This window comes from Mucilaginibacter sp. P5_A6 (assembly GCF_056400585.1).
This window is the reverse complement of the sequence record NZ_JBFUKZ010000007.1, coordinates 157,564-172,930: the sequence shown is the minus strand read 5'-3', so window position 1 is coordinate 172,930 and position 15,367 is coordinate 157,564. Positions and strand designations below refer to the sequence as shown.

The window sequence follows — 15,367 nt, the reverse complement described above, 5'->3', positions numbered from 1 at the left end:
TTCATCCCCCGATGAACAAATACCCCGCTGCCTGTAAAAAATTGCAAAAACTACTGTTGCCTTTACTGCTTTTAACAGCAAGCTTTGCCGGTGCCCAGGAGTTTGGCGGCAACCCGCCATCAATTAAATGGAGACAGGTAAATACACCCGCAGCTAAGGTTATTTTCCCTGTGGGGATGGATTCGGCGGGGATAAAAGTGGCCAATATTGTACAGCAGATGAATGGGCTGGTAAAGCCAACCATTGGCAACAAGCAAAAGCAGATCAGCATTGTTTTGCAAAATCAAACCACCATTGCCAACGCCTATGTTGGGCTGGCGCCTTTCAGAAGCGAGTTTTTTTTAACCCCCGAACAAAACAGTTTTGACATTGGCAGCCTGCCCTGGACAAGTCAGCTGGCCATTCACGAGTACAGGCATGTACAGCAGTATAATAATTTTAATGTGGGTCTGTCGCGTTTTCTGCATATCCTCTTTGGCGAGGGCGGGCAGGCTTTGGGTAACGACCTATCGGTGCCCAACTGGTTTTTTGAGGGTGATGCCGTATTTAACGAAACCCATGTAAGTCCGCAGGGCAGGGGGCGTTTACCTTACTTTTTTAATGGTTACAGGGCTTTATGGGCTGCAGGTAAAAATTATAGCTATATGAAGCTGCGCAATGGCTCGTACCGCGATTATCTGCCCGATCATTATCCGTTGGGTTATATGCTGGTAGCCTACGGGCGCGAAAAGTATGGTGATAACATCTGGAAGAATGTTACACATGATGCGGCAGGTTTTTATACCGGCTTTTATCCTTTTCAAAGGGCGGTAAAAAAGTATACCGGTACAAGCTTTAAAGCATTTACCAGCCTGGCTTTTGATAATTTTAAAGCCCGGCTACAGGATGATGCCCAGAACATAAATGCCGAACCTGGTTTAAAAATCCCCAAACATTTTGATGCCAACAGGGAATACCCGGCTTTTGTGAACGATAGTACGCTCATCTACATGAAAAGCAGCTATGATGAGATCCCCGCATTTGTAGTAAAAACCGGTAATAGTGAGCATAAGATCAGTACGCGTTCCTACTCTATCGATAATTACTTTGATTACCATGAAGGTAAAATAGTATATGCCTCCTACCGTTCAGACCTGCGCTGGGGTTATCGCGATTATAGCGAGCTGATGCTGCTTGACGTTAATACCGGCGAAGAGCGCCGTATTACCCAAAAAGCAAAATACTTTGCGCCCGCTTTTAGTGCCGATGGTAAAAGTATAGTAACTGTACAGGTTAGTCCGTCCGGTGCAAGTCAATTACATGTTTTAAACACTGATGGTAAGTTGCTTAAAACGGTGCCAAACCCGCAAAAGCTATTTTATACGTATCCAAAGTTTTATACAGATGATAAGCTGATTTCTGCAGTGAGAAACCCCGAAGGCAAAATGAGTCTGGCCCTTATTAATAAGGAAACAGGCGATGTCCGATATTTATTGCCCTTTACTTTTAAGCCTATAGGTTTTTTAGCTGTCAAAGGGGATACAGTATATTTTACAAACGTAGTTAATACCCAGGACAGGTTATTTGCCCTGATGATAAACAACAACAGGCTTTACGAACTATTGCCAACCGCTAACAATTTGGCAATAGGCAATTATCAGCCCGCCATATCTGCCCATAAGATGGCCTGGGTGGGCTTTACAGCTGCAGGGTATCAAATAACCGAGGCAAATAAAAAAGACCTGAAATGGATTGATGCAGGTGATTTATATGCAAACACAAGCTTGCCGGGGTTCGGTATTATGGCTTTAACCAAAGATTCATCGGCCAATATGCTGGCTGCGGTGGTTGATAAACCGCTGCCGGTTACCAATTATTCCAAAGCACATGGGCTGTTCAATTTTCACAGCCTGATCCCCAACATCAGCGATCCCAACTATTCCTTTGCCATTACCGGCCAAAATGTTTTAAATACCTTCCAATCCGAGATTTCCTTTGATTATAACAGTAATGAGGGCTATAAGCAATTAGGCTTTGCAGCCGTGTATGGGGCGCTGTTCCCTTACCTGTCTGCCGGGGTTGATTATACTTTAGACAGGCGTGGGTTTACCAAAGGCAACTACGTGTACTGGAACGAAACCCAGCTGCATGGCGGTTTGCAGGTGCCGCTCACCTTTTCGGCAGGTAAACACTTTACAGGCCTCACCTTAGGAAGCGATCTGTATTTTAACCGTACCAGCTTTCAACAGCCCTATGCCGCTCAATTTGCTGACAGGAGCTATACTTATTTAAACAATTACGTTTCATTTGGCAATCAAACCCAGCGGGCTAAAAAAAATATATACCCCATGTTTGCGCAAAACATTAGTGTAAACTATAAAACGGCAATTGCGGGCGCCAGCGCTACGCAGTTTTTGGCATCGGGTACATTTTACTTCCCGGGCCTGGTAACCAACCACAGTTTTGTGATCAGCCTTGCGCACCAGCAAAAGGGTAAGGATAATGTGATCAGTTACTCCAATGATTTTCCGTTTAGTAAAGGCTATACCGCCCAAAATTTAGATGATATGAATAAAGCCGGGCTTGCCTACCATTTTCCGATAGCCTATCCCGATGCCGGTTTTGGCAATATTGCATACCTGCTGCGCCTGCGCGGTGCCTTGTTTTTTGATTATACCCATGCATCATCCGATAATTTTTATACCGATGGCAGCAGCTTTAAGCAAAACTTCCGCTCGGCAGGGGGCACGCTGTTTTTTGATACCAAGTTTTTTAACCAAAACAGTATATCTTTCGGCATAAGGTACAGCCGCCTGCTGGATGAGGATTTTTTTGGCGGAACCGGGAGGAACAGGATAGAGCTGGTTTTACCGGTAACGTTTTTTTAGGAATCCAGAGATAAAATCAAGATTTACGCCACCCCTTCATACGAGTGATCATCAGGGGTGACCTGGAAAAAACAGTAATGACATGTATGGATACCACAATCACCTCGTGATCGTCATTGCGAGGAGGTACGACAAAGCAATCCCCAAAATACAGATCGGATTTGCACAGCTACTCTGTAAATCGGGGATTGCTTCGTGCCTCGCAATGACGGGTTTTAAGTGTCCTTTGTATTAAATCCTGGTTCTAACTTCTTGACAACCCCTCACTTCTCGCTAACTATTAGCCACTTCAATCAATTTCTTCACCCGGCCCACATCGGTAACATCGGTGGTAAACTCATCGGCAGAGGCGTTGCTCATCAGGATATGATCGTTTTGGTATTGCATTTTACTGTGAACGGATACACGGGCCGATGAATGCACTTCGGTAACTTTGGTAAATTGAACCAGGTCGGCAACGTTGGTTTCGCTTACGCCGGCGCCGGGCATAATGCTGATGCGCCCTGCTGCCTTTTCTACAAGATGGTTTAAAACGTTAACGCCTTCTATAGCCGAGCTTTTTCCGCCAGAGGTAAGTATCCGGTCGCAACCTATCTCAATAATGTCTTCAAGGGCCTGGTACAGGTCTTTACACATGTCAAAAGCCCGGTGGAAGGTAACGCCCAAACCCGATTGTTTGGCCAGGCGTACCATTTCGAGGCAGCGTTCTTTATCAATGGTACCATCGGGCTTAAGTATGCCAATTACTACGCCGTCGCAACCTGCTTCAATACAGTAGCGTATTTCGGCCATCATGATATCATATTCAAGGTCGGTATATAAAAAATCACCGGCTCTTGGTCGTATCAATACATAAAGTTTTATATGGAGCAGCTTACGGGCCACCAGGATTTGTCCGTGCGATGGGGTAGTGCCGCCTTCCTTTAAATTTTCGCAAAGCTCAACCCGTACTGCGCCACCCTCCTGGGCCGCCACAGCCGATGTAGCAGAATTGGCGCAAACTTCAAGGGAAACGCGATTGAGTGGTTTAGACTCCTGATTTTTGGTTTTGGACATGTAATACTATTTAGTAGCGGGGTAATAACTCTTGCCCGGTATTAGTAAATCCTGTTGTTTAGCGTTACAAACGGCAAACGAGAAGCCGCTTTGAATAGCATAAGCTCCATACTCGCCTTTTTTATTGATGGCTAAAAAGCCTACCTGGATCTGCTTCGCGGTATCAGGTTTCTTTTTAATAATGCGGTGAACAGCCTCTTTGCAGGCATCCTCGGGCGATAAGCCCTGGCGCATCAGCTCAACCACCAGGAAACTGCCAACGTTACGGATCACTTCTTCGCCAACACCTGTTGATGTAGCGCCGCCAACTTCGTTATCAACGTATAAGCCGGCACCAATGATGGGGCTGTCGCCAACACGGCCATGCAGCTTAAAGGCCATGCCGCTGGTAGTACAGCCGCCGGATATATTGCCTTTGGCATCGATGGCCAGCATACCAATGGTATCGTGGTTATATTTATCACCGGCTTTATGGCCGTTCTCAATATTCATTACCGGGCTGTATTTGGCTGTCTTAAGCCATTCTTTCCAGATCTTTTCAGATTCAGGCGTTAATAGTTTTTCTTTTTTCATGCCATGCTCAACTGCAAACTGGGTAGCGCCTTCGCCAACCAGCATTACGTGCGGGGTTTTTTCCATCACCAAACGGGCTACCGATATGGGGTGGGCTATGTCTTCCATAGCAGCTACCGAACCGCAGTTGCCAAACTCATCCATGATGCACGAATCCAGCGTTACATGCCCGTCACGATCGGGCAAGCCGGTACGGCCAACGGTATGGCTGCTGATGTCGGTCTGCTCGGGTATGCGGGCGCCGGCCTCTATCGCATCCAGCGCGCGGCCGCCTTTTTCTAATGTTTTCCAGGCCTCTTTATTGGCATAAATCCCGAAATCCCAGGTAGATATAACTATAGGTAAAACGGGTTCGGCTTTTAATGAAATAGTTTCTGCTATGGCTGAGTTTGAAATTGCTGCCAGTGAGGCGCCTGCAGCTGATATTTTGATGAATTCGCGGCGGTTATACATACCGCTAATATAGTTAAATCGGGTAAAAAATAAAGCGATTGTATGTGTTTTGATACAATCGCCTTAAGCTTAGCTTCAACCTGCCCTCTCAAAAGGAGAGGGTTATTGATTAGTTATATTTGAGATCTGTAAACCGTGAGGTTTCCTTTTGAGAGGCAAGCTTGAGGCTGTTACTCAAAATCCTGCTGGCAGTTAAAACAATGCCAGGCTTTGTCGTTCACAAAGGGCAGTATCGCCGAAATAAGCGATGCAAACTTACCCGGATCGGTAGGGCCAACGTTGGTTGAGGCACAAAACGGACAAATAACCGCATTGTTGGTTTCTTCGTCTATCTCTATACGGTCCTGGTCGTGCAGATCGCCTTCGGCAGCCAGTATGGCGCGGCAACGTTCAAGATCGCGTTCAAATATTTTTAGCTTAATACCGCCTATGGCCTGGTTGTAAATAGGGTTTGCGGTAATGGTATTTTCATCGGCAATAAAACAGGGAATGCCATTATCTTCCAGTTTGGTGCGTATAATATGCGCCAGCATAACATCATAATAATTTTCAAATGTTATAATCTTATCGTTTTGTTCGGCTGCCATAATGGTAAATGAAATAATTATACAAATGTAGCGTGTTTTTTGCTTAATTTGATACTATGAACCGCATCGACCGCATTTCGGCAATTTTAATCCAGTTACAATCGCGCAGGGTAGTAAAGGCCGGTGATATTGCCGAACGCTTCAATATCAGTCTGCGTACGGTTTACCGGGATATCAGAACGCTTGAAGAGGCCGGGATTCCGCTTATTGGTGAGGCCGGTGTTGGCTATTCTATTATGGACGGCTACCGCCTGCCGCCTGTAATGTTTACCCGCGAGGAGGCCACCGCCTTTTTAACTGCCGAAAAATTTGTTGAAAAACTCACCGATGCCACAACAAACGCCCAATACCAATCGGCCATGTATAAGGTGAGGGCGATACTAAAAACAACCGAAAAAGACGCGTTGGAGAACCTTGATGGCAGCATTGAGGTAATGAAGAGCAGCCAGAAACGCACAGGCAGTAATAATGATCATATCCAAACCATACTGGATAGCATTATTAATAAAAAGGTTTTATGCATTGATTACTTTGCCTGGCACAGCCAGGAATTTACCCAGCGCGATGTTGAGCCGGTTGGCGTAGTTTACCTTGATAGCTACTGGCACCTGATAGCCTTTTGCCGGCTCCGTAACGATTACCGTGATTTTAGGATAGACAGGATTCGTAAACTGGTAGTTACCGATACAACCTATAACAAAAGCAAACATCCAACCCTAAAGGCTTATATAGCTCAAACCGCTAAAGAAAAGCAACTGGAAATGGTGGTGATTAAGGTGGATAAGGAGATTTATAACTACCTGGATCATCAAAAGTATTACAGCGGTTTTGTATCCGAGAAAACCATCGGCAACAAAATTGAGATGACGTTTTTGACCATGTCGATAGAAGGTTTTGCCCGCTGGTTCATGATGTTTGGCGATAAAGCCGAAATCATCAAACCGGATTCCTTAAAAGACAGGGTTGGTGCGATCATCATGGCCATTAGCCAAAGAAATTTGCAGGAAACAGATCTCTACTGACATACTGCTGTCACTCCCCGGTTATTTCTTTGTACTGCAATCAAAAAACAATGCCCTGTTGTGGCTATGTTTTTGCTTGTAATTAATCTGCAACACTATGAAATATTGGATAACCGTAGTTTCAAAAGATCATATTAGCCGCGGCGTAGCCGGTGGTTTTATACAGGCTAATCATGGCAAACAAGGGCCGCTTACAAGCATGGCTACCGGCGATTGGGTGATCATCTACTCGCCCAGGCAAACAATGGATGGAACCGAACCGTTACAGGCTTTTACGGCTATAGGAAAAGTTGCCGGGGATGAGATTTATCAGCATAAAATGAGCGAGGATTTTACCCCGTACCGCCGCAGTGTTACCTACTATCAATGTGTGGAAACGCCTATTGTTCCGCTGGTAAATGAGCTGAGTTTTATGCCCAATAAAAAATCATGGGGATACCCGTTCAGGTTTGGTTATTTTGAAATAAAAGGGCACGATTTTGAGCTGATAAAACAGCACATGATTAATGATGAACCAATACCTGTAAATAATAATAACCAATAAAAAATACTACGTTATGGCAAAGTTAACAGTGAACACCGAAATTAAATTTAAAGCACCCGCTGCTAAAGTATGGCAGGGCCTTACCGACCCGGCAATGGTAAAAGAATATTTTTTTGGTACCAATTTAGAGTCGAGCTGGAAGGTAGGGGAGCCTATTACATTTAGCGGCGAATGGGAAGGTAATAAATACCAGGATAAAGGCACCATCCTTGAAATAGATCCCGGTAAATTTTTAAAGTACAGCTATTGGAGCAGCATGGGCGGCACCGAAGACAAGCCCGAAAACTACGCCAACATAACCTACAAGCTRACCGAAAAAGATGGCGTAACAACGCTTGCCATTACGCAGGATAATGTAAAAGACGAGGCCGCCAAAGAACATTCGGAACAAAACTGGCAGGGCGTTTTTGAGGGTTTAAAAAAGATGATAGAGTAGATGTGCAGATTATAGATGTGCAGATTTCAAATTTCAGATGTGAAGATTGTTTGAAAGTACATTGGAGTTTCATCTGCACACTTGCACATCTGAATGCTTTCTTTAATTAATATGTATAAAAAATTGATTAAAAGTTAAATATATATCAGTATAACAAATAGTGATAGTGTCTCAGTTTGAAATTAGTGTATAACTAAAAATAAAGCGAAATTTGAACAGGCAGCGTAAGCAAACTGTAATTTAATATTTTATATGAACGTAGAAGAGCAAATCAAAGAGTATATTACCAGCCAAACTGAACCAAAGCGTAGTGATATGCAAGAGCTGCACCATCTCATACTTCAAGCTTTGCCAGGTTGTAAATTATGGTTCGAGAGTGGTAAAAACAGCGAAAATAAAACTGTTAGTAACCCTACTATAGGCTATGGATTTTACACTATAAAATATGCTGATGGAAAAACCAGGGATTTTTTTCAAATTGGTTTGAGCGCAAACAAAACCGGAATCTCTGTCTATATTCTCGGTATCAAGGATAAGACATACTTAGTCCAAACATATGGAAAAGAACTGGGCAAAGCGAGCGTGACCGGGTATTGCATTAGGTTCAAAACGCTAAAAGATATAAACATTGATGTTCTTGAAGCGGCAATACGATATGGGGGTGAGGTTACGAGTGAAAATTAAATTTCAAACTGAGACAATATGCAAATTGTAATGACACAATTAATAGGGAATGTACATATAAAAGGTTTCTTTTTAGAAGGGATTTCGGTGCGGACGACGAATCAAAACGGCCAGTCGGCAAAGGACATTGGTGAACTTTGGGGAAGGTTTATGGAGGATGATGTACTGCTGCAAATTGAAGAACGCCTAACCGACGAGATTTACTGCGTTTATACAGATTATGAAACTGATCATACAGGCTTTTATACCGCGGTGTTAGGCTGTAAGGTAAGTTCACCGGATAACATCCCCGAAGGGCTTATCAGCCTTACTGTGCCCTCTGCCAACTATGTAAAATACCTGGCCAAAGGCCGCCTGCCGGATTGTGTAGCCGAAACCTGGCAGCAGGTATGGGGCAGTAGTCTCAACCGCACATACATAGCTGATTTTGACGTTTGGGGAGCCAAAGCGCAAAATCCTGAGGATGCCGAGGTGGAGGTTTATGTGGGAGTGAAATAGTTATTTATTCGTCATTGCTACATGCTATGGCAAGTTGTAGAACCCCAGACTTACGAAGTTTTTGAAACTTCGTAAGTCTTTCGCCGTTTTACCATTCTCCCCCTCAACATTTCGCGAATTTCACCACTCGCTATGACGATTATTTTATGTAAAGAAAATTCTGTAATGCTCAATTTCTCTAAATTTCAACACGGTCTACCTGTTAAAATTCAGCCGTTTACCTGCGTTACCTTCAACTAAGCTACCGTTGGCATACGCTACATTGCCTGATACCAGGGTATAAACTATTTTGGAGCGGAAGGTAGTATTTTCAAATGGGCTCCAGCCGCATTTGTATAAAATGTTGTTCTTGTTCACGTTCCATGGGTTATCCAGATCAACAAGCACCAGGTCGGCCCAGTAGCCTTCACGGATGAAACCGCGCTTATCTACCTGGAAACAGGTGGCAACGTTATGCGCCATTTTTTCGGCTATTTGCTCCAGGCTTATTTTGCCATGGTGATAAAGCTCCAGCATGGCGGGCAGAGCATGCTGTACCAACGGGCCGCCGGATGGGGCCTGCAGGTAGGGAAGCGCTTTTTCCTCCATGGTATGTGGGGCATGGTCGGTTGCTATAACATCAATTTTGCCATCCAGCACAGCCTGCAAAACGGCGTCCCTGTCGGCCATGGTTTTAACGGCAGGGTTCCACTTAATCAGGTTGCCTTTAGTCTCGTAATCCGCATCGGTAAACCACAGGTGATGCACGCAGGCCTCGGCGGTTATGCGCTTATCTTTTAGTGGTGTGGTATTATCAAAAAGATGTGTTTCGAGCGCGGTGGAAATGTGTAAAATATGCAGACGGGTATTGTGCTTTTTAGCCAGCTCAACCGCTAATGATGATGACAGGTAGCAAGCCTCGGCGCTTCTTATCTTTGGATGCAGCTGTATCGGGATGTTTTCGCCTAATAACTGTTTATAGTGGTTAAGGTTGCTTTTAATGGTAGCCTCATCCTCGCAATGCACCGCGATGAGCATGGGCGAATTTGCAAAAAGATTATCCAGCGTTTGCGGATTATCTACAAGCATGTTCCCGGTTGATGAACCCATGAACACCTTGATGCCGCAAACATTGGCTGTATCGGTGCGTAGTACTTCATCCAGGTTATCGTTGGATGCACCCATGAAAAACGAGTAGTTGGCCAGCGAATTACGCGATGCTATCTCGTACTTATCTTCAAGCAATTGCCGGGTTAAAGTATTGGGTACTGTATTGGGCATCTCCATAAATGAGGTGATGCCACCGGCCACCGCCGCGCGCGACTCTGAATAAATATCGGCTTTGTAAGTTAGTCCCGGTTCGCGAAAATGCACCTGATCGTCAATACAGCCTGGCAACAAGTGTAATCCTTCGGCGTTGATTTCTTTATCCGCCTGGGTATCTATCTGTGCGTCTATCCGGTCGATAAAACCATCCTTCACCAGTATATCTGCAACGTATTGCTTATTTTCATTAACTATTGTAGCAGATTTTATGAGGATAGTAGCCATTTCGTATTTGGGGTTTTGGATGTTCGATTTCGGATTTATTGATGGGCAAATTTAGGATTTAGGGCGACATCACCCGCGTCTTCAACAAATTAAAGAAAAGATCTACACCTCCACAAATTGGGCCAAACCCGGAAAGTCGCCCAGGCCTTTATAAATAGGTATGCCGTTGGCTTCACTATCTTCAACAGCCCAGTTAGCCATGGCATACATTACCGGCCTTAAGCCCATGCCCGATGCACTAAGGCTATAAGTAACATAAGGCGGTACTACGGGTCTTGCTTCCCTGATCACCAGGTTATCTGCCTCCAGTTGTTTCAGGTGCTGAATAAGGACCTTTTCGGTAATAGCTGGGATGGCTTTTTTTAATTCGCTATACCGCTTACTGCCTGTTAACAGGTGAAACAATATAATTGGTTTCCAATATCCGCCTATACGCTCCATAACATAGGTTACCGGGCAATCTTTAAAGGCTGTCTGTTTGTTTTCCTGTATGGTTGATGCTGCTTTAATCTGGGTCATAGTGATACATACTTTAGGGTAAGTACTTGTATAAAAGTAAGTACAAATGTAGCTTTGTCCTCAACAAATTCAAAATATAAAATTATGAAAATCATCATCACTGGTTCATTAGGAAATATCGGCAAGCCGCTTGCAAAACAACTGATAGGGGCTGGTCACCAGGTAACTGTCATCAGCAGTAAGGCAGACAAGATAGCAACCATAGAAGCATTAGGCGCTACAGCAGCCATTGGCTCGGTAACTGATGCGGATTTCCTGGCAAAAACATTTACCGGGGCAGATGTGGTATATGCTATGGTTCCGCCAAATTATGGGGCAGAAAACCTGAGGCAGTATATGAACGATGCCGGTAAAAGTTATGCCGGGGCTATCAGGAAGGCTGGCGTAAAACGGGTTGTTGGCTTAAGCAGCATTGGTGCCCATCTTGATGCCGGCACCGGACCAATAAAGGGCATCCACGATGTGGAAGGCATATTGAATAAACTGGAAAACGTTGCCGTAAAATTTATTCGCGCACCTTTCTTTTATGTGAATTTTTATAATGATATCGAACTGATTAAACACCAGGGTATTATCGGCTCAAATTATCCGGCAGATATGAGGCTGATCATGGTTCACCCAAATGATATAGCTGCCGCCATTGCCGAAGAAATTCAGACGGACTTTACGGGCAAAAGTGTGCGTTATATTGTAARCGATGAACGCACTACCGGCGAAGTTGCAACAGTTTTAGGTAATGCCATTGGTAAGCCGGGACTGCCATGGATAGAGTTTAGCGATGAGCAGGCCTTAAATGGAATGCTGCAGGCAGGCTTACCCGAAGAAATGGCCAAAAACTTTGTAGAGATGGGAGCAGCCCTGCGTAGCGGAAAGTTATGGGAAGATTACGATTTGCATAAACCCGCCACCCCCGGCAAAATAAACCTCGAAACATTTGCAACGGAATTTGCAGAAAAGTATAACGGATAAGCCGCCCCTTAACTAAGAAAGCCGCCCTGTAATTTTACAGTGCGGCTTTCTTAAAAAAAGTCTTTCGTCCAAAAGTCCTTTATCCTTTGTCTGAAAGTCCTTCATCTATTTCTTACCCCAGTAATAATTTACCCCAAAGTTGATATTGGTGTTTAAGCCAAGATTAAATGAGTTGCTTTTTGTTTGGTAATCATGAACGTATTGCAGGTTACCAAAACCAAGGTTTACAGCAAGCTTAGGCGTAGCAAAAAATACAATATTAGGATTACCGCCAACGGTAAGCGAACCGGATTTGAATTTATTTACATCATGTGCCGAAGTGACTCCAAACTGCGGAAACACGCCTATTTTATCGGTTAACATGCAATAATAACGAAAGTGGATCCCTAATGACAGGGCATCTGAATGATATTTATGATCATAGGTGTAGCTGTTGGTGCCGCTGTTATTCAAAGCTGTATAAACTGATGTTTCGGTTCCGCCAACGCGCGAGTAACCGGGCTGGATACCAACAGACCATTTGTTCGACAGGAAAAATCCAAAATCGGGATTTATTTGCAGGTTAGAGATACCATGGTTGGTATAAACCGTGGTTCCGGTTGTGTAAGTGTAGGTGTTGGTGTAGCCATACCCATCGTAATTGTAGTTAAAGTTGCCACCAATATAATAGTGGCCTTTACCAATTTGAGCGTTTGCCGCGCCGGCGGCCGTAATTAAAAACAGGAGCGTAAATAGATGTTTTTTCATTAGTTAGTGTTATAGGTTTTTAGATGCGAGAACAAGTTGTAAGGGCCAGTAAACAAGAATGATATGCTAAATCTGGCATCTTGTGCCTGGTTTCCCACCCCTCTTTTCCCGTCTTTTAAACGTAAAAGTCGCGGTTAAGGTTGGGGGTGGTTAACTAACAATGCCCCTAATCAACAAAAAGCCTATCTTTGCGGCATGGCTGTAACTTTTGAAGATTTTAATTTTAACCGGCAAATTTTAAATGCGATAGCCGATGCCGGTTATACCGAAGCTACGCCTATTCAGCAAAAAGCTATTCCGCCTATAATGAACGGGCAGGATGTAATGGGTATAGCGCAAACCGGTACCGGTAAAACCGCGGCCTATGTATTGCCCATCATCATGAAGCTTAAATATGCCCAGGGCGATAATGCCCGCGCGCTTATTATTTCGCCAACGCGTGAGCTGGCCATGCAGATTGAGGAGAACGTAAAAACCTTTGCCGCCAATACCGATTTACGCGTTGTTGTACTTTATGGCGGCCTTGGCCCTAAAACCCAGATAGAGCAGATCAATAAAGGTGTTGATATTATTGTGGCTACTCCGGGCCGCTTTATGGATATTTACCTGGCAGGGCATATAGTAACCAAAACCCTGCAGGTGCTGGTATTGGACGAGGCGGATAAAATGATGGACATGGGCTTTATGCCCCAAATAAACCGCATACTGGAAGTTGTACCTGTAAAAAGGCAAAACCTGCTGTTTTCGGCTACCATGAGCGATAAGATCCACGAGTTATCCAATAACTTTTTGGAATATCCCACCATTATTGAAGTTACCCCGCAGGCTACACCGGCGCAAACGGTTAACCAGCATCTGTACCACGTGCCCAACGTGAAAACCAAAATAAACCTGCTCAGAAAACTACTGGAGGCCGAAGGGGATATTACCAAGCTGATGATATTTTGCAAAACCCGCGTAGTGGCAGATGATGTTTATAAATTCCTGCTGCGCAAATTTGGCGAAGGCGGGGTTAAAGTTTTGCATGCCAACAAAGGTCAAAATACGCGTATTAATTCCATCAATTCGTTTAAGAACGATGAGGTGAAAATATTAGTGGCAACAGATGTGGCCTCGCGCGGCATTGATGTGAGCGACGTGAGCCATGTGATAAATTTTGATGTGCCGGTGGTTATTGAAGATTATGTGCACCGGATAGGCCGTACAGGCCGTGCCCTGCAATCGGGCGAGGCTATTACATTTTGCGGCCCGGCAGAGGAGTATTATCTCAAAAAGATTGAGAAGCTTATCAAGCAAACCATCCCGGTATCGGCTATTCCTGGTGATGTGTTTGTTGAAGAAACCGGGTACGACGAACGCCAGGAGATTGCCAAAGAAATTGATATGCAAAAGCGTAAGGACGATCCCGATTTTAAGGGCGCCTTTCACGAAAAGAAAACCCTTAATCAGCATAAAAAATTCGATGAGGCTAAAAACAAGGCGAAATTTGGAAAAGCCTATAAAGCTGCAGGCGGCAAAAGCAGGTCGTCATCATCACGTAAAAAGCGTTAATAAACCTTAAAACCCAATATATTCCAGAAATGAAATTGCGTATTACCCCGTTAAATTTTGCTACCACATTTTTTTTGGCGGTAGCCGTTTATATATGGATTTATGGGGCGGGCATTGCCGGCCGGCCGCTGGAAACCTGGAGCGGCACCATCAGCTGGATATTTTTGCTGTTTGCGGTGGTAGTTTTTTTTCTCGATCTTATTTTTCGTAACTTTTTTGCCGAGCTTAAAAAATTATGGATCATTGAGCTATGCTTTATGGCTTTGGTTGTTATTATATTTTTGTTGGTTAAGTAAGAATCAGGTGTTTAATAAATTGCGTTCCCGCAGAAAATTACAAATTCATTATAATCCCATCGCATTAAAATAGCATACTTTTGCGACTTTAATAATCCATACAAATGAAAACTGCTGAAATAAAGCTGACTGTTACCCTTGACGATAATAATGTTCCTGAAACCATCATGTGGGAATCAACCGATTCTGCCTCAAAAGAAGCATTACCAGTAAAATCATTCATGCTGGCATTGTGGGATCAGCATTATAAAAATACTCTGCGCATTGATCTCTGGACAAAAGATATGCCGGTTGATGAGATGAAACGTTTTTTTTACGAAACGCTTCAAACCATGGGCGATAGCTTTTTACGCGCAACAGGCGAAAAAAACATTGTAGAAGACCTGCGTGATTACTGTGCCCACTTTGCCGATAAAATGGAAATTAAACAATGATTTTTTTAGTATCAAGTAGTTAGTATCAAGTAGCAAGATTTTTGATGGGAGATTTGGAAAATGTCCCGATATTTTACCAAAAATGATACTAATTTTGTTTACTACTGTAGCTGTCTTGCTACTTGATACTAACTACTTGATACTTAAATATGCGCCTTAGCTCAATTTTATCATTTGCAGGCTTTGTACTGCTTTTTGCGGGTACTTACTGCCCTTTATTGCGTCCGCTTGGTTTATTTAACTGGGATGTTTACCAGCTTAGCCAGCCATATGGTATGATGCTTTTATTGGTAGCAGTTATTGGTGTGGTTGTATCGTTTTTGAACCAGCCCAAACTTATGCGAATCACAGCCTGGCTATCGTTGGCTTTGGTAGTTGTTTTGCTATTGGCCGCTATTTTTAAAGTACATACCGCATTCAGTTTTATTCCCTTTAAAAAGTTTGATGCGTTTTTAACCAGGCATATTAAATTTAAATGGGGGTGGTGGGTATTATTTGCCGGCGCTGTACTGGCATTAGCCGGGGCCTTAAGTAGCAAGCCTAAGGGGTATGTAAAACCACCGGAAGTAATTTGATTAAAACAATTTATTCTTCAAATGAA

General features: G+C 43.8%; 17 protein-coding genes. 11 read left to right on the top strand and 6 right to left on the bottom strand.

Annotation, left to right across the window (positions count from 1 at the left end; genetic code table 11):
* Positions 1–11 precede the first annotated feature (11 nt).
* Positions 12–2,867, top strand: coding sequence for a hypothetical protein (locus tag AC1DO4_RS09830; protein ID WP_477415285.1), 2,856 nt, complete (start codon positions 12–14; stop codon positions 2,865–2,867).
* Positions 2,868–3,140: 273 nt separating this feature from the next.
* On the opposite strand, the gene AC1DO4_RS09825 is transcribed toward AC1DO4_RS09830, so the two are convergent.
* From AC1DO4_RS09825 to AC1DO4_RS09815, 3 genes are all read right to left on the bottom strand, one after another.
* Positions 3,141–3,923 (bottom strand): copper homeostasis protein CutC, encoded by a 783-nt coding sequence (locus AC1DO4_RS09825; RefSeq protein ID WP_477415283.1) that lies wholly within the window; start codon positions 3,921–3,923, stop codon positions 3,141–3,143.
* A 6-nt stretch (positions 3,924–3,929) separates the two neighbouring features.
* Positions 3,930–4,949, bottom strand: a complete 1,020-nt coding sequence (locus AC1DO4_RS09820; protein WP_477415281.1) for a glycosylasparaginase — start codon at positions 4,947–4,949, stop codon at positions 3,930–3,932.
* 170 nt (positions 4,950–5,119) lie between these two features.
* Positions 5,120–5,536, bottom strand: coding sequence for a putative signal transducing protein (locus AC1DO4_RS09815; RefSeq protein WP_477404329.1), 417 nt, complete (start codon positions 5,534–5,536; stop codon positions 5,120–5,122).
* Between the two features lie 56 nt (positions 5,537–5,592).
* Here AC1DO4_RS09815 and AC1DO4_RS09810 point away from each other — a divergent pair, with 56 nt between their 5' ends.
* The 5 genes from AC1DO4_RS09810 to AC1DO4_RS09790 all read left to right on the top strand — a co-directional run bounded on the left by AC1DO4_RS09810 (position 5,593) and on the right by AC1DO4_RS09790 (position 8,720).
* Positions 5,593–6,558, top strand: coding sequence for a helix-turn-helix transcriptional regulator (locus tag AC1DO4_RS09810; protein ID WP_477415279.1), 966 nt, complete (start codon positions 5,593–5,595; stop codon positions 6,556–6,558).
* 97 nt (positions 6,559–6,655) lie between these two features.
* A complete protein-coding gene (locus AC1DO4_RS09805) occupies positions 6,656–7,102 on the top strand; it encodes an EVE domain-containing protein (protein ID WP_477415277.1) in 447 nt (148 codons plus the stop codon).
* 13 nt (positions 7,103–7,115) lie between these two features.
* The gene (locus tag AC1DO4_RS09800; RefSeq protein WP_477415275.1) at positions 7,116–7,538 is read left to right on the top strand and encodes an SRPBCC family protein; all 423 of its coding nucleotides are present in this window, start codon (positions 7,116–7,118) and stop codon (positions 7,536–7,538) included.
* 252 nt (positions 7,539–7,790) lie between these two features.
* On the top strand, positions 7,791–8,222 hold the full coding sequence (locus AC1DO4_RS09795; RefSeq protein WP_477415273.1) for a DUF1801 domain-containing protein: 432 nt from the start codon (positions 7,791–7,793) through the stop codon (positions 8,220–8,222).
* Positions 8,223–8,252: 30 nt separating this feature from the next.
* Entirely contained in the window at positions 8,253–8,720 is a 468-nt protein-coding gene (locus AC1DO4_RS09790) for a GyrI-like domain-containing protein (RefSeq protein ID WP_477415271.1), read from the top strand.
* Positions 8,721–8,915: 195 nt separating this feature from the next.
* Here the strand turns inward: AC1DO4_RS09790 and AC1DO4_RS09785 are convergent, their stop codons facing one another.
* Both AC1DO4_RS09785 and AC1DO4_RS09780 read right to left on the bottom strand, forming a co-directional pair.
* The gene (locus AC1DO4_RS09785; RefSeq protein WP_477415269.1) at positions 8,916–10,250 is read right to left on the bottom strand and encodes a dihydroorotase; all 1,335 of its coding nucleotides are present in this window, start codon (positions 10,248–10,250) and stop codon (positions 8,916–8,918) included.
* Positions 10,251–10,352: 102 nt separating this feature from the next.
* Positions 10,353–10,769: a winged helix-turn-helix transcriptional regulator gene (locus tag AC1DO4_RS09780; protein WP_477415267.1), complete on the bottom strand. Its 417-nt coding sequence runs from the start codon at positions 10,767–10,769 to the stop codon at positions 10,353–10,355.
* A gap of 84 nt (positions 10,770–10,853) precedes the next feature.
* Here AC1DO4_RS09780 and AC1DO4_RS09775 point away from each other — a divergent pair, with 84 nt between their 5' ends.
* A complete protein-coding gene (locus AC1DO4_RS09775) occupies positions 10,854–11,738 on the top strand; it encodes an NAD(P)H-binding protein (RefSeq protein WP_477415265.1) in 885 nt (294 codons plus the stop codon).
* A 105-nt stretch (positions 11,739–11,843) separates the two neighbouring features.
* Here AC1DO4_RS09775 and AC1DO4_RS09770 read toward each other — a convergent pair whose 3' ends face one another.
* Positions 11,844–12,485 (bottom strand): hypothetical protein, encoded by a 642-nt coding sequence (locus AC1DO4_RS09770; protein WP_477415263.1) that lies wholly within the window; start codon positions 12,483–12,485, stop codon positions 11,844–11,846.
* Between the two features lie 195 nt (positions 12,486–12,680).
* On the opposite strand from AC1DO4_RS09770, the gene AC1DO4_RS09765 reads away from it, so the two are divergent.
* The 4 genes from AC1DO4_RS09765 (at position 12,681) to AC1DO4_RS09750 (ending at position 15,341) form a co-directional block, all read left to right on the top strand.
* The gene (locus AC1DO4_RS09765; protein ID WP_477415261.1) at positions 12,681–14,036 is read left to right on the top strand and encodes a DEAD/DEAH box helicase; all 1,356 of its coding nucleotides are present in this window, start codon (positions 12,681–12,683) and stop codon (positions 14,034–14,036) included.
* A 29-nt stretch (positions 14,037–14,065) separates the two neighbouring features.
* Entirely contained in the window at positions 14,066–14,332 is a 267-nt protein-coding gene (locus tag AC1DO4_RS09760; protein ID WP_477415259.1) for a hypothetical protein, read from the top strand.
* A gap of 104 nt (positions 14,333–14,436) precedes the next feature.
* A complete protein-coding gene (gene gldC, locus AC1DO4_RS09755) occupies positions 14,437–14,766 on the top strand; it encodes a gliding motility protein GldC (RefSeq protein WP_477406327.1) in 330 nt (109 codons plus the stop codon).
* A gap of 149 nt (positions 14,767–14,915) precedes the next feature.
* On the top strand, positions 14,916–15,341 hold the full coding sequence (locus tag AC1DO4_RS09750; protein WP_477406325.1) for a hypothetical protein: 426 nt from the start codon (positions 14,916–14,918) through the stop codon (positions 15,339–15,341).
* The last annotated feature ends 26 nt before the right edge of the window (positions 15,342–15,367 follow it).